17 protein-coding genes are annotated in these 23,453 nt (G+C 63.9%); 12 read left to right on the top strand and 5 right to left on the bottom strand.

The features are described 5' to 3' along the window. Window positions 1-12: 12 nt before the first annotated feature. On the bottom strand, window positions 13-1,500 hold the full coding sequence (locus tag JJ959_RS07435) for a leucyl aminopeptidase (protein WP_292881567.1): 1,488 nt from the start codon (window positions 1,498-1,500) through the stop codon (window positions 13-15). Window positions 1,501-1,755: 255 nt separating this feature from the next. On the opposite strand from JJ959_RS07435, the gene lptF reads away from it, so the two are divergent. Genes lptF through rsmA form a run of 6 tightly spaced genes read left to right on the top strand, consistent with a single transcriptional unit; the run spans window position 1,756 to window position 9,394 of the window. Then, window positions 1,756-2,880 (top strand): LPS export ABC transporter permease LptF, encoded by a 1,125-nt coding sequence (gene lptF / locus JJ959_RS07430; RefSeq protein ID WP_292881565.1) that lies wholly within the window; start codon window positions 1,756-1,758, stop codon window positions 2,878-2,880. Further along, entirely contained in the window at window positions 2,877-3,971 is a 1,095-nt protein-coding gene (gene lptG / locus JJ959_RS07425; protein ID WP_292881562.1) for an LPS export ABC transporter permease LptG, read from the top strand. The genes lptF and lptG overlap by 4 nt, the downstream gene beginning before the upstream one ends. Window positions 3,972-3,974: 3 nt before the next feature. Beyond that, the gene (gene lptD, locus JJ959_RS07420) at window positions 3,975-6,194 is read left to right on the top strand and encodes an LPS assembly protein LptD (RefSeq protein WP_292881560.1); all 2,220 of its coding nucleotides are present in this window, start codon (window positions 3,975-3,977) and stop codon (window positions 6,192-6,194) included. A 48-nt stretch (window positions 6,195-6,242) separates the two neighbouring features. Beyond that, window positions 6,243-7,532, top strand: a complete 1,290-nt coding sequence (locus JJ959_RS07415) for a peptidylprolyl isomerase (RefSeq protein WP_292881557.1) — start codon at window positions 6,243-6,245, stop codon at window positions 7,530-7,532. Between the two features lie 12 nt (window positions 7,533-7,544). Next, window positions 7,545-8,555, top strand: a complete 1,011-nt coding sequence (gene pdxA / locus JJ959_RS07410) for a 4-hydroxythreonine-4-phosphate dehydrogenase PdxA (protein ID WP_292881554.1) — start codon at window positions 7,545-7,547, stop codon at window positions 8,553-8,555. Then, the gene (rsmA, locus tag JJ959_RS07405) at window positions 8,552-9,394 is read left to right on the top strand and encodes a 16S rRNA (adenine(1518)-N(6)/adenine(1519)-N(6))-dimethyltransferase RsmA (protein WP_292881551.1); all 843 of its coding nucleotides are present in this window, start codon (window positions 8,552-8,554) and stop codon (window positions 9,392-9,394) included. Before pdxA ends, rsmA begins: the two co-directional genes overlap by 4 nt. 61 nt (window positions 9,395-9,455) lie before the next feature. Here rsmA and JJ959_RS07400 read toward each other — a convergent pair whose 3' ends face one another. Beyond that, window positions 9,456-12,047, bottom strand: coding sequence for a ribonuclease E/G (locus JJ959_RS07400; RefSeq protein WP_292881548.1), 2,592 nt, complete (start codon window positions 12,045-12,047; stop codon window positions 9,456-9,458). Between the two features lie 584 nt (window positions 12,048-12,631). On the opposite strand from JJ959_RS07400, the gene JJ959_RS07395 reads away from it, so the two are divergent. The 4 genes from JJ959_RS07395 (at window position 12,632) to JJ959_RS07380 (ending at window position 18,399) form a co-directional block, all read left to right on the top strand. Further along, entirely contained in the window at window positions 12,632-13,864 is a 1,233-nt protein-coding gene (locus JJ959_RS07395; protein WP_292881546.1) for an N-acetylmuramoyl-L-alanine amidase, read from the top strand. A gap of 134 nt (window positions 13,865-13,998) precedes the next feature. Beyond that, window positions 13,999-16,440 carry a penicillin-binding protein 1A gene (locus JJ959_RS07390; protein WP_292881544.1) on the top strand — a complete coding sequence of 814 codons (2,442 nt, stop codon included), beginning with the start codon at window positions 13,999-14,001 and terminating at the stop codon, window positions 16,438-16,440. Between the two features lie 44 nt (window positions 16,441-16,484). After that, window positions 16,485-17,610 (top strand): peptide chain release factor 2 gene (gene prfB, locus JJ959_RS07385; protein WP_292881542.1). Its coding sequence is split into 2 segments (ribosomal slippage): window positions 16,485-16,553 and window positions 16,555-17,610, totalling 1,125 coding nucleotides; the frame shifts between segments, so codons are not numbered across the junction. A 36-nt stretch (window positions 17,611-17,646) separates the two neighbouring features. After that, the gene (locus tag JJ959_RS07380; RefSeq protein ID WP_292881539.1) at window positions 17,647-18,399 is read left to right on the top strand and encodes a spermidine synthase; all 753 of its coding nucleotides are present in this window, start codon (window positions 17,647-17,649) and stop codon (window positions 18,397-18,399) included. 131 nt (window positions 18,400-18,530) lie between these two features. Here JJ959_RS07380 and JJ959_RS07375 read toward each other — a convergent pair whose 3' ends face one another. From JJ959_RS07375 to JJ959_RS07365, 3 genes are read right to left on the bottom strand one after another with little or no spacing between them, the layout of a single operon-like run. Continuing rightward, complete coding sequence (locus tag JJ959_RS07375) at window positions 18,531-19,364, bottom strand: phosphatidylcholine/phosphatidylserine synthase (RefSeq protein ID WP_292881536.1); 834 nt, start codon at window positions 19,362-19,364, stop codon at window positions 18,531-18,533. A gap of 40 nt (window positions 19,365-19,404) precedes the next feature. After that, complete coding sequence (locus JJ959_RS07370) at window positions 19,405-20,115, bottom strand: phosphatidylserine decarboxylase (protein ID WP_292881534.1); 711 nt, start codon at window positions 20,113-20,115, stop codon at window positions 19,405-19,407. A 31-nt stretch (window positions 20,116-20,146) separates the two neighbouring features. Continuing rightward, on the bottom strand, window positions 20,147-21,289 hold the full coding sequence (locus tag JJ959_RS07365; RefSeq protein ID WP_292881532.1) for a LysM peptidoglycan-binding domain-containing protein: 1,143 nt from the start codon (window positions 21,287-21,289) through the stop codon (window positions 20,147-20,149). 123 nt (window positions 21,290-21,412) lie between these two features. Between JJ959_RS07365 and JJ959_RS07360 the strand changes: the two genes are divergently transcribed. Continuing rightward, a complete protein-coding gene (locus JJ959_RS07360; protein ID WP_292881530.1) occupies window positions 21,413-21,997 on the top strand; it encodes a TIGR00730 family Rossman fold protein in 585 nt (194 codons plus the stop codon). Window positions 21,998-22,127: 130 nt separating this feature from the next. Further along, the gene (locus tag JJ959_RS07355; protein WP_292881528.1) at window positions 22,128-23,342 is read left to right on the top strand and encodes an NADP-dependent isocitrate dehydrogenase; all 1,215 of its coding nucleotides are present in this window, start codon (window positions 22,128-22,130) and stop codon (window positions 23,340-23,342) included. Window positions 23,343-23,453 lie beyond the last annotated feature (111 nt).

The following is a 23,453-nucleotide window of genomic DNA, read 5'->3' as shown; positions in this document are numbered from 1 at the left end:
GGATCGAAGCCGTCAGGCCTCGTAATTCGCCCGGACCATTTCGTCCAGCAGACGGACGCCCCAGCCGGTGCCGCCTTTCGGGACGGTCGGGGAATCCTTCTGGGACCAGGCCATGCCCGCGATATCCATATGGACCCAAGGCAGATCGTTGACGAAGCGCTCGAGGAAACAGGCGGCGGTGATGCTGCCGCCCCAGCGCGCGCCGGCGTTCTTCACGTCGGCGATGTCGCTGTCCATCATCTTGTTGTATTCCTCGCCGAGCGGCATCCGCCAGATCTTCTCGCCAGAGGCTTTCGACGCGGCCTCGAGCTTCGCGACCAGTTCGTCATTGTTCGAGAAATAGCCGCAATTGACCTGCCCGAGCGCAACCATCATGGCGCCGGTCAGGGTGGCGAGATCGAGCATGAACTGCGGCTTGAAGCGATCCTGCGTGTACCAGAGCGCGTCGGCCAGCACGAGGCGGCCTTCCGCGTCGGTGTTGATGATCTCGATGGTCTGGCCGGACATGGAGGTCACCACGTCACCCGGACGCTGCGCGTTGCCGTCCGGCATGTTCTCGACCAGTCCGACGACGCCGATGACGTTCGCTTTCGCCTTGCGGCCGGCGAGCGCCTTCATCAGGCCTACGACGGTGGCCGAGCCGCCCATGTCCCACTTCATGTCTTCCATGCCGCCGGCCGGCTTCAGCGAGATACCGCCGGTATCGAAGCAGACACCCTTGCCGACGAACGCGATCGGCTGCTGCTTCTTCGGCCCGCCTTCCCAGCGCATGACAACGAGACGGCTCTCGCGCTCGGAGCCCTGACCGACGCCGAGCAGCGCGCCCATGCCGAGCTTGGCCATCTGCTTCTCGTCCAGCACCTCGACCTTCACGCCGAGCTCTTTCAGTTCCTCGCAGCGCTTGGCATAGGAAACCGGATAGAGGACGTTCGGCGGCTCGCTGACGAGATCGCGGGCGAGGAACACACCCTCGGCGATCGCTTCCAGAGCTTCGGCGGCTTTTTTCGCCTCAGCGGCCTGATTGGTCAGCACCGTCAGCTTCTGCAGGACCGGCTTGTCTTCCTTCTTCAGCTTGGTCTTGTACTTGTCGAACCGGTAGGTCCGCAGCAGGCCGCCGAAGGCGAGACGGGCGGCACGGTCCGCGGCCTTCTCATCCGCCTTGCCGTCCGCGGTGTGCGGTTCGAACAGCACCGAGACTTCCTTGTCTCCGGCGGCGAGGATCGCCGCGACGATGGCGCCGCCCGCATTCTCGCACCAGAGCTCGTCGATGCCGCTGCCGTCGCCGAGACCGTAGAGCAGGACGGTGCCGTTCTCCCCGAAAACCGAGAGCGTCTGCTTCGCCTTGCCGGTGAATTTGTTGGCCTTCATCGCGCGGGACAGAAGCCCGCCAAGCTGCTCATCGAGCTCCGCGCCGAGCGGCAGGAGCTTGCCGCCTTCCATGACTCCGGCGACGACAGCGCCCTTTTTCGGCAGTGCCAGTTTCTGAAACCCGATCTTCATTCCGATTCTCTCCCGGCCAGGTCAGCCTCCCGAACAGTGCCCTCCGGTCTCCGACCGGGGCAGAAGGCCGCCGCAATCACAATGTCGCCGCGAAACCCTGCATGCTCGGGAACAAGCCTGTGCTGCTTCACATCCTGAATAAGTTGGTGATTGGAAACACTTGAAACATCGCTATCATGCGCCTTTAAACGCGGGTTGCGCAAGGACCCGCCGGAGCGGCTCCGGCCAAACGGAACAATCCAGTCGAACGGGACCATGAGGATCGACCGCTACGTCATTCGCCAGATTTTGGCCGCGATGATCATCGTGGTGGTGTCGCTGACCTGCGTCATCTGGCTGAGCCAATCCCTGCGCTTCATCGACATGATCGTGAACCGCGGACTGCCGCTCGCGACCTTCATCTATTTCACCGTTCTGCTGATGCCGACCTGGCTGTCGCTCGTGCTGCCGATCGCATGTTTCGCGGCGACCATGTTCGTCTACAGCCGGATGTCGAGCGACCGCGAACTCGTGGTCCTGACCGCATCCGGCCTCGGACCTATGGGGCTCGCCCGCCCGGCCCTGATCGTGGCGCTCGGCGTGACCCTGCTCGGCTACCTGCTCAGTCTCTATCTCGTCCCCGTCTCCTACCGCGGCTTCAAGGAGCTGCAGTTCCAGATCCGGCACAATTACACCAACGTGCTGTTGCGCGAGGGCGTGTTCAATTCGATGGGGGACGACGTGACCGTCTTCGTCCGGGCACGGCAGCCGAGCGGAGAGCTGTCGGGGATCATCGTCCAGGACGACCGGGAGAATGACGAGTCGGTCACTCTGCTGGCGGAGAGCGGCGCCCTGATCCTCGACGACACCAGCCCGAAGGTCCTCATGGTCAACGGCAACCGGCAGGCTCGAAACACCGAAACCGGCCGCATCAGCATCCTCTATTTCGATCGCTACACAGTCGATCTCGGAGGCTTGCAGGAAGCCGTGCAGCGGACCACGCGCGACCAGAACGAACTTTTTATCGACGAACTCCTGAATCCGACCGAACAGATCACGCAACCGAGGAATTTCGGCAAGTACATGGCCGAGGGCCATAGCCGGCTGGTAACCCCGCTGCTTGGCCTCGCCCTCCCGCTGATCGGCCTCGTCGTGGTGCTGCGCGGAGAATTCAGCCGCCGTGGACGGAGCAGCCGGCTGGTGGCCGCCGTGCTTCTGGTCGGTCTCGTCCAGGCCGCGGTCCTCGGTTCGAAGTACCTTGCGGCGAAAGAGCTCGGTCTGATGCCGATAATGTATGCCTCGGCCATTGGCCCGATCCTGCTTTGCCTCCTCCTGCTCGCACGGCAGAAGATGCGGCGTCCGAAACCCGGAACTCTTCCGGCCGAGGGGACCCCGGCATGAAGCTTTCCGGAACCCTCTCGCTCTATTTCGGAAAGCAGTTCCTGCTCTGGGTGCTCGGCACTTTCCTCGCGATCATGGCCATCGTGTTCCTGCTCGATTCCATCGAACTGCTGCGCCGGGGTGCCGACAGGGAAGACGCGACGCTCAGCCTGATGCTGCAGATGGCGGCATTGAAGGCACCACAGATGGGCCAGACCATCCTGCCTTTCGCGACCCTCTTCGGCGCCATGCTCGCTTTCACCCGCATGACCCGGACGAACGAACTCGTGGTGGCCCGCGCCGCCGGGGTCTCTGTCTGGCAGTTCCTGCTGCCGGCCATCACCATCGCCTTCCTCATCGGCATCTTCAAGATCGCGGTCTTCAATCCGGTGGCCTCGGTGATGACGGCAAAGTACGAGGCGCTGGAAAACCGCGTATTGCGCGACAAGGGCAATTTCCTCGCCCTGACCGACGGCGGTCTCTGGCTCCGGGAGCAGACGAGCACCGGTCACTTCGTGCTGCATGCCACCGGTGTAGCAGCCGACGGCGCGAGCCTCTCCGGTCTCACCATCCTCTTCTTCCTCGGCGAGGACCGCTTCGAAGCCCGCGTCGACGCCGAGGAAGCCATGTTGCGGTCAGGCTTCTGGGAAATGCAGAACGCCGTACTCACGACAAAGAACGCAATTCCCGAAGTCCGCGAGATCTATCGTTTGCCGACCGCCCTTACCCTCGACAACATTCAGGACAGCTTCTCGCCGCCCGAGACCATGTCGTTCTGGGAGCTGCCGAAATTCATCGCGATCCTCGAGAGCGCGGGTTTCTCCGCGGTTCGGCACCGGCTTTACTGGCACGCTCTGCTGGCCTCGCCGCTGCTGCTCTGTGCGATGGTTCTGATAGCCGCCACCTTCTCCCTCCGGCTCACACGGCGCGGTGGAACCCTGGTCTGGGTCAGCGCCGGACTGTTCTCTGGCTTCTTCCTCTATTTCGCGTCCGACCTCGTCTTCGCGCTTGGCCTTTCGGCCCGTATTCCCGAGGTACTCGCCGCCTGGACACCGGCGACCGTCACGGCACTGCTCGGATGTGCCAGCCTGCTGCATCTTGAGGATGGCTAACAGATGAAATCAGGTCGCAATTCATGGAGGCGGGCAGAAGGCCGGCAAGCGGGGACCGCCTGGAAAGTCCTGATAGCCCTGGCCGCGGGAATTGCCTGCCTGCTGACCTCCGCCGAGCCTTCCGACGCCCAGGAACGCGGGATCAGCGACGAGCCGGTCCTGATGGTCGCGGACCAACTGGTGCATGACGAGACCCTGGGCACGATCACCGCACGCGGCTCCGTCGAACTCTCCCAGGGCGAACGCACGCTGCTTGCCGACAGCGTGACATACAACCAGCGCGAAGATACCGTGATCGCCGCCGGAAACATTTCCCTGCTGGAGCCCACCGGCGAAGTGATCTTCAGTGACTATGTCGAGCTCCATAACGAGTTGAAGACCGGTTTCATCGACAATCTCCGCCTGCGCATGACCGACGGCTCCCGCCTCGCGGCAAATCGCGGCCTGCGGACCGAGGACAACCGGAAGATCCTGTCCCGCGCCGTCTTTACACCTTGCGACAGCTGCAAGGAAGATCCGAACCGCCCGCCGCTCTGGCAGCTGAAGGCCCGCAAGATCGTCCATGACGAGAAGGCCAGGGACATCATCTACAACGATGCGACGCTGGAGATGTTCGGGGTTCCGGTTCTCTATACGCCGTACCTTTCCCATCCGGATCCGACCGTCGACCGGCGCAGCGGTTTCCTCGCGCCGACGATCGGATACTCCGACGAACTCGGCGCCATTTACGGCCAGCCTTATTACCAGGTCATCGACGAGTCCCGCGATCTCGAGGTCATGCCGATCGTTTATTCCTCCGACGGCGGTATCCTCAAGGGTCGCTACCGGCAGCACTTCACGCAGGGCAAAATAGACTTTCAGGGAACCGCCGGCGTGCTCGACCAGCGCGAGAACGACCGCGAAACCGGCGACAAGGATTTCGAAGGCAGTGTCGACCTCGAAGCCCGGTTCGATTTCGACCGCACCTGGCGCGGCGGATTGGATTTCGAGCAGGCAAGCGCACGGACCTATTTGCGCCGGTACCGTCTCGACAGCCGGGAAGTCCTGACGACCCGGGCCTTCACAGAAGGCTTCCGCAGCCGCAACTACGCTTCGGTCGAAGCCCTGAAGTTCCAAGGCCTGAACCCCGGTGACTCCCGGGACAAGTCCCCGACGGTCGCGCCGTTGATGGAGTACAGTTTCGTCGGAGAGCCGGACCGCGCCGGGGGCCGCTTCCAGATCGACTCGTCGGTCATGTCGCTGACCCGCCAGACGGGGGCCGACAGCAAGAAAATCGCGGTCCGAAGCGGTTGGTCTCTACCTTACACCGCTCCCGCCGGCGACATTTATACACTCAACGCAACGCTCGATACCGACTACTTCCACAGCGATGGCCTGGAGAGCGGCAACAACGGAGACACCGGCCGGGTCTTTCCCCAGCTAGGTCTGAACTGGCGCTATCCGTTCGCGCGCGCGGGTGAGAACTACCACCAGATGGTCGAGCCGATCGTGAACGTGGTACTCGCCCCGGACTGGGGCAACCCGGACGAGATTTCCAACGAGGACAGCCAGTCCTTCCTGTTCGACGATACCAACCTTTTCCGGATGAACCGCTTCACCGGCAGTGACCGGGTGACCAGCGGCAGCCGTGTCGACTACGGTTTCAAGACCGGGGTTTACGGGAACGGCGGCGGGTCCTCCAGCCTGCTGTTCGGACAGAGTTTCCGGTTCTACGGGGACGGTCCCTTCGAGAAAGGATCCGGTCTGGAGGACGATCTATCGGATTATGTCGGACGTGTGAGCGTCAGCCCGAACGACAACCTCGATTTCCTCTTCCGCTTCCGGCTCGACAAGGACGATTTCACCCCCCGGCGGAGCGAAATCGGGATGCGCTATTTCCACCCGCGCTTTTCGCTTATCGCCGATTATGTACTGCTCGACGATCAGACGAATTCGGATAACATCGCCGGTGCAGCATCATTCCTCGAACGGGAGCAGCTCGATCTCTCGGGAAGCGTCAATCTGAGCGAGTTCTGGAGCGTCAACGGGCGGGTCGTTCAGGATTTCTCCGACGATGCGAACCGCACGCTGATCGCGTCGACCGGGCTGGTCTATTCCGATGAATGCTTCACTTTCGGTCTCGTCTATGAAAGAAGCGAGCTCGAAGATGACGACATTGAACCGGAGCAACGCGTCATGCTGCAGATCGCCTTCAAGCATCTCGGCGGATTTGCGAGCAACTAGCGGGCTACGCTTTCAAGGCATATATGTAGGCTTATGGCGAGATCTCGATTGAGTTCCATCAAATTGCACTTCCCGGTCCTGCTGCGGGTGGGCTTGGCGCTGTGCATCCTGACGATCTGGACAGCCGGAACGCCCCACCGCGCGGATGCTCAGAACGCTCTTCGCATCGCGGCCATCGTGAATGACGACGTCATCACGGTGCGCGATCTGGATGCCCGCGTGCGCATGGTGGTCCTGTCCTCGAATCTGCCGCGCAATCAGCAGACCTATCAGCGCGTCTGGCCGCAGGTCCTAAGGGGGCTCATCGACGAGCAGTTGAAACTCCAGGAAGCCGAACGGCTCTCGATAGAGGTTACCGATGACGACCTCAATCGGGCGAAGCGGAGCATGGAGCAGCGCAACAAGATGCAGCCGGGAAGCTTCGACCGCCAGCTTGAAAAGGAAGGCATCCCGCTGGAAACCGTGATCCGTCAGATCCGCGCCGATATCGCCTGGGCGAAACTCGTCCGCCGCCGCTTCCAGAGCACGGTCGAGGTGACGATCGACGAGATCGACGATGCGCTGGACCGGCTGGAGCGGAACAAGGGCGCGCCGCAGTACCGTCTGAGGGAAATCGTCATCGACTCGGACGATCCGGCTGCGGATGAGGAGGAAATCGCGAAGCGGCTGGTGCAGCAATTGCGTTCCGGCGCCCAGTTCGATGCTATCGCCCGCGAATTTTCCCAGGGAGCGACGGCGGCGACCGGCGGAGATATCGGCTGGACCACGAAGGAACAGCTCACCCCGGAAGTCGCCGAACTGGTCGACCGGATGCAGCCGGGCGACATCAGCGATCCGATCAAGACAATCTTCGGCTACCAGATCATCCAGTTGAGCGATCGGCAGATCCTCAGCGGTCCCGACCCGCTGAAATCCGAAGTCACCCTGAAGCAGGTCTTTCTCCCGGTGCCGCCCGATGCCGGAGCGGATGCCGAAAGCAGCCAGAAAAGCATCGCCACGGCGGTATCGGAAACGGCGCAGAGCTGCGATGACATGGACGTTCTCGCATCAGAGCTGAACTCGCCGGCAGGAACCGACCTGGGCACCCTCAAGATCGGCGAGCTATCGCAGCAGCTGCAAGAAGCTGTGGCCGGCCTGAACGAGGGCGAACTGACAAAACCCATCCGCCTGCCCTCCGGGTTCAGCACCATCATGGTCTGCAAGAAGGTCGAACCCGAGAGCGACCTTCCGGGACGCGAGGAGATTGCCGAGCGGCTGCGCGCGATCAAGTTCGAGACCTTCGCTCAGCGCTATCTGCGGGATATCCGCCGGGATGCCTTCATAGACACGCGCATCTGAGGCATTGGAGAGATGTCCGACAGCGCCGCCGCGCCCCTTGTCCTGACGCCGGGAGAACCAGCCGGAGCGGGAGCCGAGATCGCTCTCAAGGCCTGGGCCACCGCGCATAACCGGCTACCGCCGTTCTTCCTGTTGGAAGAACCTGACCGTCTGACCGGCCTCGCCAGCCGGCTCGGCATCGATACCCCGATCATCGAGATCAGCGCCCCCGAAGCGGCCCGCGATGCGTTCGAAAACGGCCTCCCGGTCCTGCCGATTTCCTATGCCGTCCCGCCCGAAGCCGGCCGGCTGGATCCGGCAAACAGCCCTGCGGTAATCGACGCGATCGAACGCGCGGTCCGAATGACGGCAGAAGGGAGCGCCTCTGCGGTCGTCACTCTGCCGATCCAGAAAAGCGTGCTCTACGAAGCAGGGTTCCGTTATCCGGGACACACCGAGTTCCTCGCCGCCCTCGCGGGCCCTGACGTCACGCCCGTGATGATGCTGGCCGCCCCGGAGCTTCGGGTCGTGCCCGTCACCATTCACATTCCGCTGAAGCGGGTGCCGGACGTGCTGACGACGGAGATGATCGTCGCAAAGGCGCGGATCACGGCGGAGGCGCTGAAGCGGGACTTCGGCTGCGCGCGGCCGCGGCTCGCCCTCGCCGGCCTCAACCCGCATGCAGGAGAGGACGGCACAATCGGGACCGAAGACCGGGATATCGTCGCCCCTGCCGTTGCCGCGCTCCGCGCCGAGGGGGTCGATGCGGTCGGACCGCTTTCCGCCGACACCATGTTCCACGCGGAAGCGCGCAAGAGCTACGACGCGGCGATCTGCATGTATCACGACCAGGCGCTGATCCCGATCAAGACGGTCAATTTCTGGGGCGGTGTGAACGTGACCCTCGGCCTGCCTTTCATTCGGACTTCGCCGGATCACGGAACCGCGCTCGAGCTCGCCGGAACCGGCAGGGCCCATGCGGACAGCCTGATTGCCGCCCTCGTCATGGCCGGCGAGATGGCGAAGGCGCGGGCCCGCGCATGACCGATCCGGTGATCCAGGCGATCGAGGCTCTGCCGCCGCTGCGCGATGTGATCGGCCGCTACCAGCTCTCGGCCAAGAAATCCCTCGGCCAGAACTTCCTGTTCGATCTGAACCTGACCCGGCGCATCGCCCGGTCGGCAGGCAACCTCGCCAACGGAACCTGCATCGAGGTCGGACCGGGTCCCGGCGGCCTGACCCGCGCGCTGCTGCTGGAAGGCGCCCGAAAGGTGATCGCCATCGAACGCGACCGCCGGGCGATCGAAGCCATTCAGGACCTCGTTGATGCCGCCGATGGCCGGCTGGAGATCATCGAGGCGGACGCCCTCGACATCGATCTCGCCAGTCTCGGGGATGCTCCCCGGCGGGTGGTCGCGAACCTGCCTTACAATGTCGGCACACCGATGCTGCTTTCCTGGTTGAAGCAAGCCGAGGCGTTCGAGAGCTTCACGCTGATGTTCCAGAAGGAAGTGGCCGAGCGGATCGCCGCCTCACCCGGAACGGAGCATTACGGCCGGCTCAGTATTGCGGCCCGCTGGCGGGTGGAAATCTTCCCGCTTTTCGACATCCCTCCGCGCGCCTTTACGCCGCCGCCGAAGGTCACGTCTCAGGTGATCCAGCTCCGTCCGCGGTCAGAGCCGCTTGCCGAAGCCGATCCGGACGTGCTGGAAAAAATCACCGCGGCCGCCTTCTCCCAGCGCCGCAAGATGCTGCGCGCCTCGCTGAAGAGCTTCGGCGGGGTCGAGTTCCTCGAAGCCGCAGGGATCGATCCGACGGCGCGGCCGGAAACCCTGAGCGTCGAGCAGTTCTGCGCCCTCGCCCGGGCCGTGGCCCGTAAGTAGCGCCTCAAACGAAACGGGGCGGCTGACGCCACCCCGCTCTCTCAAAATAAGCCCTGGACCATCAGGACGGGATCAGCCGGTTCCACCAGCCGCCGCGGCGCGGTTTGTCCCCCGTCGGCTTGTCGTCGACATTGACCACTGTCTCGCCAGCACTTTCGGCGGGGCTGACCGGAGCCGGTTCCTCGACCTTGTCCGCAGCACTGCCGGACGATACCGGCTGCGGCGCGCTTTCGGCCGCCGCTGCGGCTTCCGGTGCAGCCTCCTCGGCCGGAGCCGCGGGCTCGGTCGTGGCGGTTTCCGGTTCGGCCTTGGGTTCGGCTTTCTTCGCACGGCTGCGGCGGCGCGGCTTCGGCGCAGGCGCCTCTTCCTTTGCTTCCGCACTGTCGGCTACCGCCTCTTCAGTGGCAGGAGCTTCCGCCTCGGCGTCGGCTGCCTTCTTGCGCCGGGTGCGCGGCTTGCGCTTCGGCTTGGCCTCTTCGGCAGCCGCCTCTTCGGGCTGAGCTTCCGCCGGCGTTTCGGCGGTCACAGGTTCCTCGGCAGGCGTGGAGCTTTCACCCCCCACATCCTCATCCGACGCGGCAGCCTGGTCGGCCGGCTGCTCGGCGTCGTCCGCATTTTCCTGCGCCGCTGCACCTTCCTCGCCATTTCCGCGCCGCGAGCGGCGCCGTCCACCGCGCTTGCCGCGCCGGCGACGCTTCCGGGCACCGTCTTCGTCCTCGCCGCCTGCGGGTGCGTTCTCGCCGCCCGCAGCCTCAGCCGCGGCCTCATCGCCGGTCTCGGCGTCCTCGGAGACACTGTCGCCCTGATCCTGCTGCTCCGCGGCGCGCTTGTCGCCGCCACGGCGGCGGCGGCGGCGGGAACGCTTGGAACGGCGTTCGTCGTCCCGCTCCTCGGAAACCTCGTCCTCGTCCTCATCGTAAGTCGGCGCAGCCGTAATCGGCGCCGCGAGGTCGAGCTTTTCGCTGGCCGGTTTCGGGATCATCCGCTCGATCCGCATGTCCGGCGGGATCAGAGTGTCGTCGGCCTCGAGGAAGACCCGGAAACCGTAGCGCAGCTCGATCGCCGCCAGTGCGTCGCGCTTCTTGTTCAGGATGTAGAAACCGACCTCGGACGGCACGAAGACAGCGATCTCGTTCGATTTCTGCTTGATGCCCTCTTCCTCGATCGCGCGCAGGACATGCAGCGCCGTCGAGTCGGTGGAGCGGACGCGGCCGCTGCCGCTGCACTGCGAGCAGACCTGGGTCGAGGCCTCAAACACGCTCGGACGCAGCCGCTGGCGCGACAGTTCCATCAGGCCGAAATGGCTGATCCGGCCGAGCTGGATGCGCGCCCGGTCGTTCTTCATCGCCTCTTTCATGCGACGTTCGACGGCATGCTGGTTGCGCGACTCGTCCATATCGATGAAGTCGATGACGACCAGACCGGCCATATCGCGCAGCCGGAGCTGGCGGGCGACCTCGTCGGCGGCCTCGAGATTGGTCTTGAGCGCCGTCTCCTCGATATTGCGCTCGCGCGTCGCGCGGCCGGAGTTGACGTCGATGGCGACCAGCGCCTCGGTCTGGTTCATCACCAGATAACCGCCGGACTTCAGCTGCACGACCGGATTGTGAATCGCGTCGAGCTGCCCCTCGATCTGGTAGCGGTGGAACAGCGGAACCGTCTGTTCCTTGTAGGGCTGCACCCGCTTGGCATGGCTCGGCACCAGCGTGCGCATGAAATCCTTGGCGATCCGGTAGCCGTCCTCGCCCTCGACCAGCACTTCGCCGATATCGCTCGTATAGAGATCACGGATCGAGCGCTTGATCAGGTTCGCTTCCTCGTGGATCAGGCACGGGGCCGACGAGGTCAGCGTCTTCTCGCGGATCTGGCTCCAGAGCCGGAGCAGATATTCGTAGTCGCGCTTGATCTCGGTCTTGGTGCGCTGGCTCCCCGCCGTGCGCACGATGACCGCCATGCCTTCCGGCACGTCCAGCCCCTCGACCACCTGCTTCAGACGCTTGCGGTCGGCGACATTGGTGATCTTGCGGGACACCCCGCCGCCCCGCGCCGTGTTCGGCATCAGCACGCAATAGCGGCCGGCGAGAGAGAGATAGGTCGTGAGGGCCGCGCCCTTGTTGCCGCGCTCCTCCTTTACGACCTGCACCAGCATGATCTGGCGCCGGGTGATGACTTCCTGGATCTTGTAGCGCCGGGAAAGGTTCTTCCGCGGGCGTTCGTCCTCGGCGTCGTCGGTATCGTCGCCGCCGACGCTTTCCGGCGGAGGTGCCGGCGGGGCGTCTTCGTCATCGTCGTCGCCGGCGGCGTCGACCGGAACGTCGGGAACCTCGGCAACGGACTCGTCGGAAGGCTCCTCGGCAGGCGCACCGCCTTCCCGCTCCTCGGCGAGCAGGGCTTCGCGGTCCTCGACCGGGATCCGATAATAGTCGGGATGGATTTCGCTGAAGGCCAGGAAACCGTGACGGTTTCCGCCATATTCAACGAAGGCCGCCTGCAGCGAAGGCTCTACCCGGGTGACCCGGGCGAGATAGATATTTCCCTTAAGCTGCTTGCGTGATTCGGTCTCGAAGTCGAAGTCTTCGACACGATTGCCACTGAGAAGGACCACCCGGGTCTCTTCCTCTTGGGTGGCATCGATCAACATGCGTTTGGACATTAAAAGGTGACTCCTGGGCCACGCGGGTCGCGCGCCGCATCGCGAGATTCACTCTCCCGATCGATACCGGCGCCGCGTTCGCGGGCATGTTCTGTGAGGGCGAAACGTGCTGGGGAGCAAGTGAGGCTCCGGCATCGCGTTTCCGTTCGGTGGTCGAGATCCTGACCGTCCGGCCCAGTCCGTCATCCTCGCGCCCGCCGTCACCCGGCAATGCCGCAGCGCGGCACCGAGCAGGAACGGACAGATTTGAGCGAGTGTGGATCACGGTCGGAACAGGTCCCGTTGTGTAGAATAAGGCGCAATCCCGCGCCAAATGGGGAGCCTCATATCCGCGTTTCCGAAGTATCTGAGGCGGAAATCCGCGCTGACCGCAACGGTCCAGCACTCGCGTAACATAGTCACTTTGTATTTTCGGAACAATCATTTCCTGCAGGCACGGCCAAATTCATGTGACGCTCAAAAACCATGCTGCAATTGTCTGATTCGCCGGGATATTATTGCAATCTCGTTCGTCCGCCGCTAAAAATAGTGGGAATTGCGGCATCGACGCTCAGCGGCAGCGACGCGTCAACCGGGTGTAGCTCGTGATACAACGCCTGTTCATCCTCCTGACGCTCCTGCTCGGCGCCATTGCGGCGCCGCAGCATGCAATGGCCGTCGACGGCGCGGTGCGGGACATCCGAATCGGCCAGCATCCGGACAAGATCCGCTTCGTGATGGATCTCTCGCAGGATCTGGATTTTACCGTCTTCAGCCTTGCCGACCCCTATCGCGTGGTGATCGATCTACCGGAAGTGAAGTTCGAGCCGGGCGCCGGGCCGGACAAGACACGTCCGGCCGAAATAAAGGGATTTCGTTTCGGCCTGTTCCGTCCGGGAACGTCGCGTCTGGTAATCGATACCGCAAAACCGTTCTCCGTTGCCTCCGCCTTCAAGCTGCCCGCCAAAGAGGGGTACGGTCCGCGGATCGTGATCGATCTGAAGCCGACAACGCGGGCCGCCTTCCTCGAGGAGTCGCAGAAGTCGGTCGCCGCCTTCCAGGCGAAGAGACAGCCGCGGCTCACGGCGCCGGAGTCTGCCGCACCGCCATTGCTGACACGGCCGCCACGCCTTGTGAACGAGAAGATCATCGTCGCCATCGATGCCGGACATGGCGGCGTCGACCCCGGCGCCATCGGCGTTTCCGGGATCTATGAAAAGGAAATCGTGCTGAATGCCGCCCGCGTGCTGAAGAGCGAGCTGGAGCGGACCGGGCGCTACGAGGTTGTTCTGACCCGCGACCGGGACGTCTTCCTGCAACTGCGCGAGCGTATCGCCATCGCCCGCCGGGAAGGCGCCGACCTGTTCCTCTCGCTCCATGCCGATTCAATTCCGAACCGCAACCTGCGGGGCGCCTCCGTCTACACCCTGTCCGAAACCGCCTCGGACAAGGAAGCGGATCTGCTGGCGCAGAACGAAAACAAGTCGGACATCATCGCCGGCATGGATTTCGGCACCGAAACTCCGGAGGTCACCAGCATCCTGATCGATCTCGCCCAGCGCGAGACGATGAACCATTCGGCCCGCTTCGCCGGCATGCTGGTGCGGGAGATGCGCGGCGAGGTCAAATTGCTGAAGACAGCCCACCGGTTTGCCGGATTCGCCGTGCTGAAAGCCCCCGACATCCCGTCGGTCCTGATCGAACTCGGGTTTCTCTCGAACAATCACGACGAGAAGCTGCTGCGCTCGAACGCGCATCTGACACGCGTCGCTGCCGCTTTACGGCGGGCCATCGACGACTATTTCGATCTTGTTCAGTCGGCCGCCCGCGCCAATTGAACAATAACGCGTGTTCGGACGTTATGATGGGCATCGTCTGCATGACATCGCGCACAATCATGACACATTGATCGTGATATTGTACGCCCGTTCCGCCGCCCGATCGCGGCTCAACCGGAGACTCTGACCTCCCTATGCGCTGGCTTCTGATCCTGTTCTCGACCGTTCTGCTCGGCGGCCTTGTCGCCGTCGGCGGCGTGCTCTGGGGCCTGCACCATTTCGGGCGTGGGCTTCCGGACTACAAGCAGCTGGCGGATTACGAGCCTCCGGTAATGACCCGCGTGCATGCCGGCGACGGCCGCCTGCTCAGCGAATATGCCCGTCAACGCCGGGTCTTTGTGCCGATCGAGGCAATGCCGCGACGCGTGATCAAGGCGTTCCTCTCGGCCGAGGACAAGAATTTCTACAGCCATCCGGGGATCGACTTCTTCGGCCTCGCCAAGGCGATGATCGACAACGTGCGTAACCTTGCGCAGAACCGCCGGCCGCGTGGTGCCTCCACGATCACCCAGCAGGTGGCGAAGAACTTCCTGCTGACCAACGAGGTCTCGATAGAGCGGAAGGCGAAGGAAGCAATCCTCGCGCTCCGCATCGAACGCGCGATCAGCAAGGACCGGATCCTCGAGCTCTATCTGAACGAGATCTATCTCGGCCTGCGCTCCTACGGCGTGGCGGCGGCAGCGCTGAATTATTTCGACAAGAGCCTGGACGAACTGACGATCGCGGAGAGCGCCTATCTCGCGGCCCTGCCGAAAGCGCCGAACAACTATCATCCGGTGCGCCAGCACGATGCCGCCCTCGCCCGCCGCAACTGGGTCATCGGGCAGATGGAGGAGAACGGCTTTATCAGTGCCGAGGACGCCGAACAGGCCAAGGCCGAACCGCTGACGATCCATGAGCGCTCCGTCACCGAGGTTGCGGAGGCGGATTACTTCGCTGAGGAAGTCCGGCGTTGGCTCGTCGACCGTTTCGGCGAGGACGGGCTTTACGAGGGCGGTCTTTCGGTACGGACGACACTCGACCCGAAACTACAGCGCATCGCCGACGAGGCCCTCCGATGGGGTCTGATGCATTACGACCAGCGTCACGGCTGGCGCGGCGCGCTCGGCAGGATCGAGATCGTCGCCGGCTGGGGCGATGCGCTGGACGCCTTCGCGGTTCCCCCGACCGCGCCGACGGAATGGCAAAAGGCCCTTGCGCTGATCGTCGAGGACAAACGCGTGCAGATCGGCTTTCCGGACGGCTCGTTCGGGGAGATCCCGCTCGCCGAGCTGACCTGGGCACGCCCGTGGCGGGAAGAACAGCGCCTCGGCCCGAGCGTGAAGAAGGCATCCGACGTGCTGCAGCCGGGCGACGTGATCTTCGTCGAACCCGTCGCAAAGGACGACGAGGGGAAACCGTATCCGGACGGCACCTTCGCGCTGCGGCAGATCCCGAATGTCGACGGCGGCATTGTCGCAATGGACCCGCATACCGGCCGCGTTCTGGCCCTCTCCGGCGGCTGGAGCTTCAAGGAGAGCCAGTTCAACCGGGCGACCCAGGCGAACCGGCAGCCGGGCTCATCCTTCAAGCCCTTCGTATATCTGGCCGCGCTGGAGAACGGCTTCACCCCGGCAACCCGCATCCTCGACGCGCCTTTCGTGATCGATCAGGGCCCCGGCCTCGGCAAGTGGAAGCCGGCCAACTATACGAAGGAGTTCTACGGCCCGAGCCCGATGCGCCTCGGCATCGAGAAATCGCGCAACCTGATGACCGTGCGCCTGGCCCAGACCATCGGCATGGATCTGGTGACCGACTATGCCCGCCGTTTCGGGATCGACGACAACATGCCGAAGCATCTCTCCATGGCGCTCGGCGCGGGCGAGACCACCCTGCTGAAGATGACCACCGCCTATTCCATGCTGGTCAATGGCGGCAAGCGCGTGGTGCCGAGCCTGATCGACCGGGTGCAGGACCGCAACGGGCGGACCATCTATCACCACGACACCCGCGAATGCGCCGGCTGCGTCGCCGCGCGCTGGCGGGGCGAGCCCGCGCCCACGATTCCGGACACCCGCGAGCAGGTCGCAGATCCGGCGTCGGCCTACCAGATGGTCAGCATGCTGGAAGGCGTGGTACAGCGCGGCACCGGCCGGCGGATCTCCGAAATCGGCAAGCCGCTCGCCGGCAAGACCGGCACCACCAACGACAATATCGACACCTGGTTCGTCGGCTTCACACCCGATCTCGCAGTCGGCGCCTTCGTCGGCTTCGACCAGCCGAAGACCCTCGGCCCGCGCGATACCGGCTCCAACGTCGCCGCGCCGATCTTCAAGAAGTTCATGGAGGAAGCGCTGGTCGACAAACCATCGATTCCATTCCGGATTCCGCCGGGCGTCCGCAATGTGCGGATCAATGTGGCGACCGGCGCGCTGGCCCAGCCGGGCGACCGGGACGTCATGGTCGAGGCCTTCAAGGCCGGCACCGAGCCGACCGGCGAGAGCGAGATCGTGTTCGGCGGCGACGCGGCCGGCTGGGACGCCCGGGGTCCCGGCAACACCGCGCCGGTTGCGGGACGCGGCTCCGGGCTTTATTAAGAGCGCCCACGGATTTTCCAACCCATCGAGGGAGTGCGTCGGCAATGCGTGCCGAGATCACCCAGACCGCCGAAGAGATCAAGCAGTCGATCGAGCTGCTGAGGAGGCATCTTTGACTGGGATGCCGCGCAAGTCCGCCTTTCCGAGCTGAACGCCCTCGTCGAGGACCAGAGCCTCTGGGACGATGCCGAGCGCGCGCAGAAACTGATGCGCGAGCGCACCCAGCTCGAAAAGAGCCTGAACGACGTCAAGCAGCTCGAACAGGACCTCGCCGACGCGCTGGAACTGATCGAGCTCGGCGAGATGGAAGAGGACCAGGGCGTCGTCGACGAGGCCGAGAAGTCTCTCTTCGCGCTGAAGGAGATCTGCGAGAAGCGCCAGATCGAGAGCCTGCTCTCCGGCGAGGCCGACGGGTTCGACTGCTATCTCGAAGTCCATGCCGGCGCCGGCGGTACGGAGGCGCAGGACTGGGCCTCGATGCTGCTGCGCATGTACACCCGCTGGTGCGACGCGCATGGCTACAAGGTCGACTGGCTGGAAGAGAGCGAGGGCGAAGAGGCCGGGCTCAAGTCGGCCACCATCAAGATCAACGGTCACAACGCCTATGGCTGGCTGAAGACCGAGAGTGGCGTGCACCGCCTGGTCCGGATCTCGCCCTATGACAGCGCCGCGCGCCGCCATACCAGCTTCTCCAGCGTCTGGGTCTATCCGGTGATCGACGACAGCATCGACATCGTGATCGAGGAAAAGGACCTGCGCGTCGATACCTACCGCGCCTCCGGCGCCGGCGGGCAGCACGTCAACCGGACGGACAGCGCGGTGCGTATCACCCACATCCCGACCGGGATCGTCGTGCAGTGCCAGAACGACCGCTCGCAGCACCGCAACCGGGCGACCGCCATGGACATGCTTCGCGCCCGTCTCTACGTAGCGGAACTGCAGCGCCGCGAGGAAGAGGCGAACGCGGTCGAGGCCACCAAGTCCGATATCGGCTGGGGCCACCAGATCCGTTCCTACGTCCTGCAGCCCTACCAGATGGTGAAGGATCTCCGCACCAGCGTGGAAACCTCGGCGACGGGGGCCGTGCTCGACGGCGATATCGACCTGTTCCTCGAAGCCTCGCTGGCGCAGAAGCTCGGGGACGGGGACAAGGCCAAGGCCGCGGGGTAAGCCACGCCAATATCCGTCACCCCGACGCAGGCCGGGATGACGGCGAAAGAGACGGGAGGAGCTACCCCTATCAGCGCTTTCTTCGAGGAACTCGATTACCGTCCGACCCCGATCGGTCCCGTCAGCCTCCGGCGGCGGCGCGAGCTCCGGCTCGATGTCGATGTCTTCGAGATCATGCTCGGCGACGAACATCTGATGTCGAGCCTGTTCACCGCGTCCGAAATCGCTCTCGCCGACCTGGGGATCGCGGCGCTCGGCGGAGACGGGCTCGAGGTCCTGGTCGGCGGCCTCGGCCTCGGCTACACGGCCGAGGCCGTTCTCGCACACGACGAGGTCGGCGCTCTGGTCGTGGTGGACATGCTGGAGCCGGTGATCGACTGGCACCGCACCGGCCTTGTCCCCATGGGATCCAAGCTCGCGGACGATCCGCGCTGCAGACTGGTGCAGGGAGATTTCTTCGCCGGTGCGGACAGTGAAAACGGCTTCGATCCGGATATGGCCGGGCGCCGGTTCGATGCGATCCTGGTGGATATCGACCATTCGCCAGAAGTGCTGCTGAACGAACGGAGTTCCGGTTTCTATCGCGCCGAAGGCCTCCAAGCTCTCTCCGCCCATCTGAAACCCGGCGGCATATTCGGCCTCTGGTCAGACGACGACCCTGATGGTGCCTTCACCGAGCGTCTCAAAAGCGTCTTCACGGAAGCCTGGGCGGAACCGGTGACCTTTCACAATCCGCTACAGGACCGGCCATTTACACAGACGGTCTATCTCGCGCGGAAAAGCTCCTGACAAAGCCTCTGTCGGGCGAACGGTCTTGTTAAACCAGCCCCTCCGCCCCCTTCGTCTTCCCGACGAAGGTCGGATGACGGCCAAGAGAGGATAATTCGCACCATAGCGTGTGCCGCGACACAGGGAAGCAGTCAGTTCTCGCCCTTGGCTTTGCCGAACGGCGTGACCTTTCCATCAGGGTCCGACGTTTCATCGGCTGTCTCGCTCTCGGGCTCCACCGTCCGCTGCAGCCGCAGATAGGACCGGTAGCTGAAGGGCAGCGAGACCAGATACGAGAACAGCAGGGCCGCGAAGAACTGCCAGGGCGCGCTGACCAGCCACGCGACGCAGATCCCGAAGACGATCAACAGCGGCAGCACCAGCTTCTGCGGCACGCGGGCGCCCTTGAAGCTGTAGGTCGGGACCTGCGAGACCATCAGCAGACCTACCACGACCTGCCAGACGGCAAGGAAATGCGGCTGGTGCAGGAACGCGAAATCCGCCTCGAAGCTGAGGATCAACGGCAGCAGGCCGAGGCCGGCCGCGGCAGGCGCCGGAACGCCGGTGAAGAAGCGGTAGGTAAAGGGCGGCAGAGTCGGATCATCCGCCTTGGTGTTGAAGCGGGCGAGCCTGAGCGCCATGCAGGTCGAGAAAAACAGCGCGGCCATCCAGCCGAAGCTTTTCAGGTCATGGGTCGACCAGAGGAACAGGATCAGCGCCGGCGAGACGCCGAAGCTGATGAAGTCGCCGAGCGAGTCGAGCTCGGCGCCGAACTTGCTCTGGCCTTTCAGCAGGCGCGCCATGCTGCCGTCGAGCGTATCCAGAATAGCGGCGACGGCGATCGCGCCGACCGCCAGCGACCATTGCTCATTGAGCGCGAAGCGGACGCCCGAGAGGCCGGCGCAGAGCGCCATGACCGTGATCATGTTCGGGATCAGCTTGCTGATCGAAATCACCGGAAGCCGGCGCCGTTTGCCCCTGATCATCGTCTCTTGTCCGTTTCCCGTTGCCGTGTCCGGCGTGCCCCTAGCGGACCTCGCCCCTGCGTGCCGCCTCCGTCGCCTTGAGGTCGGCGATCACCGTTTCACCGGCCACCGCGCGCTGACCTACCGTCACCAGCGGATTGACGCCTTCCGGCAGATAGACGTCCACCCGGCTGCCGAAGCGGATCAGGCCGAAGCATTCGCCGGCGCGTACCGGCTGGCCTTCCTGAAGGTAACAGATGATGCGGCGGGCGACCAAACCGGCGATCTGCACGAAGGCGACCTTGCGCCCGTCCTTCATCTCGACCGAGACCAGCTGGCGCTCGTTCTCCTCGCTCGCCTTGTCGAAGGCGGCGTTGACGAACTTGCCGGGGACATAGGCCAGCTTGGCGACCTGCCCGTCGACCGGGATCCGGTTCACGTGGCAGTCGAAGACGTTCATGAAGATGGAGACCCGGCACATCGGCTTGTCGCCCATCTCAAGCTGCTTCGGCGGCGGCGCGTCGACGATCATCTGCACCACGCCGTCGGCGGGCGTGATCACCAGCCCCTCGCGCACCGGCGTCACCCGGTCCGGATTGCGGAAGAAATAGACGCACCAGAGCGTCAGCACCACGCCGACAAAGCCGAGCGGCTCCCAGACCGCGTAAAGCAGCAGCGTGAGGACCGCGAAGGCGGCGATGAAGGGATATCCCTCGCGCGCAACGGGGACCAGAACGCCTTTCAGAACGCCGTCGTCCTGCTGATTCAACATTGCTTGTCCGTCCGATTGAGTTGAAGGCGGCTTAGTTCAGGGCCGGCAGACCGAATACCTGGCCAGGATATATCAGGTCCGGATCGCGGATCTGGTCGCTGTTCGCCTGATAGATCTCCGTGTAGCGGAAGCCGGAGCCGTAGACTCGGCTCGCGATCCGCCAGAGATTGTTGCCGGGCTGTATAATGACAACGGAATCCTCGGGCAACCCCGTGAAGGGCACGGCCCGGACGAAAGGCAGTTCGATCCGCGCCAGGACCTGTCCGTCCGTGGACACCTTGTCGACCCGGACCTGGTGGGTGCCGGCCACGATGTTCTCTTCCGGCTTTACCGACCAGGAACCGTCGGGGCCGGATCGGGTCCGTGCCGCGAGCTTGTTGTCGACATAGATCTGGACCTCGGTGTCAGGCTCGGTCTTGCCACTGAAGACCACCGCGCCCTTCTCGTCGTAATCGATCACGTCCAGCGACACGCCGGCATTCGCCGAAGCTGTCTTCTCCGGAAATGACTGCGCGTTCGATGCGGGTTCCGCTTCGGCCTTCGCGACCTCGGCCGCCGGGGCCGGAGCCTGCAGGATCTTCGTCGGCTTGCTCGGTGCCTGTTCGCGCGGCACGACCATCGCGAGCGGCTTCTGGGTCTCTGTATTGTCCCGGCCGGCGATGTCCTTGCCCTTCTCGGGGATCACGACGACGACCGCATTGCCGGACTTCTTGGCTTCCTTGTCGCCTTCGGCGGGCGTCTCAAGCGTCAGGACGCTGCTCCCCGACGGCAGCTTCTCTTCCGGCAGGAAGACCCAGTCGCCCTTGTCGTCGGCCTTGACCTCGCCGATCTGCTTGTCGCCGTCCATGATCCGGACGGTCGCGTTCGGCAGAGCCTTGCCGGCGATGACCGTGTTGCCCTCCGGATCGACGCGGACGACGTCGAAGCTCGGCTGGGAGAGATCGGGCTTGTCGTCACCGCTCTCGGCGGCCGCCACCGGTGGTTCGGCTGGCGCGGGAGCCGGAGTTTCGGCGCTCGGCGCGGGAGCTGCCGGTGCGGGCGCCTCTTTCGGCGCCGCCGCGGTCTCGACCGGAACCGGCCGGACGTCTTCTTCCGATGTCAGGTAGAACAGCCCGCCAGCCATAGCCAGCACCAGGACTCCGGCGGCGCCAATGAGGTATGGCTTAGTCAGCATGTTCTCGGGGCTCCAATACGCGCTCGGTCGACAATAAACCCTTACAAACCCGTGCGCAATGCAGCGGGAACCGCCCTTTTTAGCCGCTTGACCGGACCCCGGCGTGGTGGGATAGACGAGCGCATGAGCGAGAAAAAATCCATCTGCGTATTCTGCGGCTCCTCCGGCAAGGTCGACCAGGCCTACCGGGATGCCGCGACCAAGTTCGGCAGCCTGATCGGCGAGCGCGGCTACAACCTCGTCTATGGCGGCGGGCGCGTCGGCCTCATGGGCCTGACCGCCGACGCCGCTCTGGCGGCCGGCGCCTCTGTCACCGGTGTGATCCCGAAGTTCCTCGAGGATTACGAGGTCGGGCACCAGGGGCTGAACGAGCTGATCATCACCGACAACATGCATGACCGGAAAAGGATCATGTACGAGAAGGCCGATGCCTTCGTGATCCTTCCGGGCGGGCTCGGAACCATGGACGAGACCTTCGAGGTCGTGACCTGGACCCAGCTTGGCCTGTCGAAGAAGCCGGTGGTCCTTGCCAACGTGAACGGCTTCTGGGACCCGCTGATCGGACTCGTCGACCATCTCGTCGCGACCAGCTTTGCAAGGCCGGAAAACCGCAACATCATTCAGGTCGCGAACACGCTCGAGGACGTGTTCCCTTTCCTGACGGCAGCGCCGGTCACCCACGGCAAGGTCGAATCCAAATGGGTCTGACGGGCTGATTTTACCCGTCTGCCCGCGGCGTCAGGAGATCTGTGCCGCGCGCACATCTTGCATTGCCGCGCCCACCTGATATTTTGCCGCCCGCTGCTCACAAGATTCCATCCACAAAGGAGCCAGGAAGATGGCCAAGATCAAGGTCAAGAATCCTATCGTCGAGCTCGACGGCGATGAGATGACGCGGATCATCTGGAAGATGATCAAGGAAAAGCTCATCCTCCCGTACCTCGATGTCGATCTCAAGTATTACGACCTCGGCATGGAAAAGCGCGACGAGACGGATGACCAGATCACCATCGACTCCGCGAATGCGATCAAGAAATACGGCGTCGGCGTCAAGTGCGCGACCATCACGCCGGACGAGGCCCGGGTCGAGGAATTCGGTCTTAAGAAGATGTGGCGCTCGCCGAACGGCACGATCCGCAACATCCTCGGCGGCACCGTGTTCCGTCAGCCGATCATCTGCAACAACGTCCCGCGCCTGGTGCCGGGCTGGACCCAGCCGATCGTCATCGGCCGTCACGCCTTCGGCGACCAGTACCGCGCCACCGACATGGTGGTGAAGGGTCCGGGCAAGCTGACCATGACCTTCCAGCCGGCCGACGGCAGCCCGGCGATCACCCACGAGGTGTTCGACTTCCCGGGCGGCGGCGTCGCCATGTCGATGTACAACCTCGACGATTCCATCCGCGGTTTCGCCCGGGCCTGCATGAACTACGGCCTCGATCTCGGCTGGCCGGTCTATCTCTCGACCAAGAACACCATCCTCAAGGCCTATGACGGCCGCTTCAAGGACTTGTTCCAGGAAGTCTTCGAGGAAGAGTTCGAGGCGAAGTTCAAAGCCAAGGGCATCATCTACGAGCACCGCCTGATCGACGACATGGTCGCGGCCGCGATGAAGTGGTCCGGCGGTTTCGTCTGGGCCTGCAAGAACTACGACGGCGATGTGCAGTCCGACACCGTGGCCCAGGGCTTCGGTTCGCTCGGCCTGATGACCTCCGTGCTGATGACGCCGGACGGGAAGACGGTCGAAGCGGAAGCCGCCCACGGCACCGTGACCCGTCACTACCGCCAGCACCAGCAGGGCAAGGAAACCTCGACCAACCCGATCGCCTCGATCTTCGCCTGGACCCGCGGCCTCGCCTACCGGGCCAAGTTCGACGAGACGCCGGAAGTGCTGAAGTTCGCCGAGACCCTGGAAAAGGTCTGCGTCGACACTGTCGAGGCCGGCGACATGACGAAGGACCTGGCGCTGCTGATCAGCCCGGACCAGCCCTGGCTCACCACCCAGCAGTTCCTGTCCAAGCTGGACGAGAACCTGCAGAAGGCGATGAGCTGAGAGCACACCCACATGTGATCTTCGAACGGGCCGCCTTCGTGCGGCCCGTTTTCGTTGGGGGCCCGATGACCGAATATGCAGTAAAATGGTCATTCAGAATGGGCCACGTTT

Origin of the sequence: Nisaea sp., assembly GCF_017640745.1 — a bacterium.
In the GTDB taxonomy this organism is placed as follows: domain Bacteria; phylum Pseudomonadota; class Alphaproteobacteria; order Thalassobaculales; family Thalassobaculaceae; genus Nisaea.
This window is presented reverse-complemented; position numbering and strand designations above follow the sequence as displayed.

What these genes read in the sequence shown, in the direction of transcription:
- lptG (WP_292881562.1), top strand. Translation starts at nt 2,877, where the DNA reads ATGAAGCTTTCCGGAACCCTCTCGCTCTATTTCGGAAAGCAGTTCCTG.
- JJ959_RS07355 (WP_292881528.1), top strand. Translation starts at nt 22,128, where the DNA reads ATGGCCAAGATCAAGGTCAAGAATCCTATCGTCGAGCTCGACGGCGAT.
- JJ959_RS07365 (WP_292881532.1), bottom strand. Translation starts at nt 21,289, where the DNA reads ATGCTGACTAAGCCATACCTCATTGGCGCCGCCGGAGTCCTGGTGCTG.
- lptD (WP_292881560.1), top strand. Translation starts at nt 3,975, where the DNA reads ATGAAATCAGGTCGCAATTCATGGAGGCGGGCAGAAGGCCGGCAAGCG.
- JJ959_RS07390 (WP_292881544.1), top strand. Translation starts at nt 13,999, where the DNA reads ATGCGCTGGCTTCTGATCCTGTTCTCGACCGTTCTGCTCGGCGGCCTT.
- JJ959_RS07375 (WP_292881536.1), bottom strand. Translation starts at nt 19,364, where the DNA reads ATGATCAGGGGCAAACGGCGCCGGCTTCCGGTGATTTCGATCAGCAAG.
- JJ959_RS07360 (WP_292881530.1), top strand. Translation starts at nt 21,413, where the DNA reads ATGAGCGAGAAAAAATCCATCTGCGTATTCTGCGGCTCCTCCGGCAAG.
- JJ959_RS07400 (WP_292881548.1), bottom strand. Translation starts at nt 12,047, where the DNA reads ATGTCCAAACGCATGTTGATCGATGCCACCCAAGAGGAAGAGACCCGG.
- pdxA (WP_292881554.1), top strand. Translation starts at nt 7,545, where the DNA reads ATGTCCGACAGCGCCGCCGCGCCCCTTGTCCTGACGCCGGGAGAACCA.
- JJ959_RS07370 (WP_292881534.1), bottom strand. Translation starts at nt 20,115, where the DNA reads ATGTTGAATCAGCAGGACGACGGCGTTCTGAAAGGCGTTCTGGTCCCC.
- rsmA (WP_292881551.1), top strand. Translation starts at nt 8,552, where the DNA reads ATGACCGATCCGGTGATCCAGGCGATCGAGGCTCTGCCGCCGCTGCGC.
- lptF (WP_292881565.1), top strand. Translation starts at nt 1,756, where the DNA reads ATGAGGATCGACCGCTACGTCATTCGCCAGATTTTGGCCGCGATGATC.
- JJ959_RS07435 (WP_292881567.1), bottom strand. Translation starts at nt 1,500, where the DNA reads ATGAAGATCGGGTTTCAGAAACTGGCACTGCCGAAAAAGGGCGCTGTC.
- JJ959_RS07380 (WP_292881539.1), top strand. Translation starts at nt 17,647, where the DNA reads ATGACGGCGAAAGAGACGGGAGGAGCTACCCCTATCAGCGCTTTCTTC.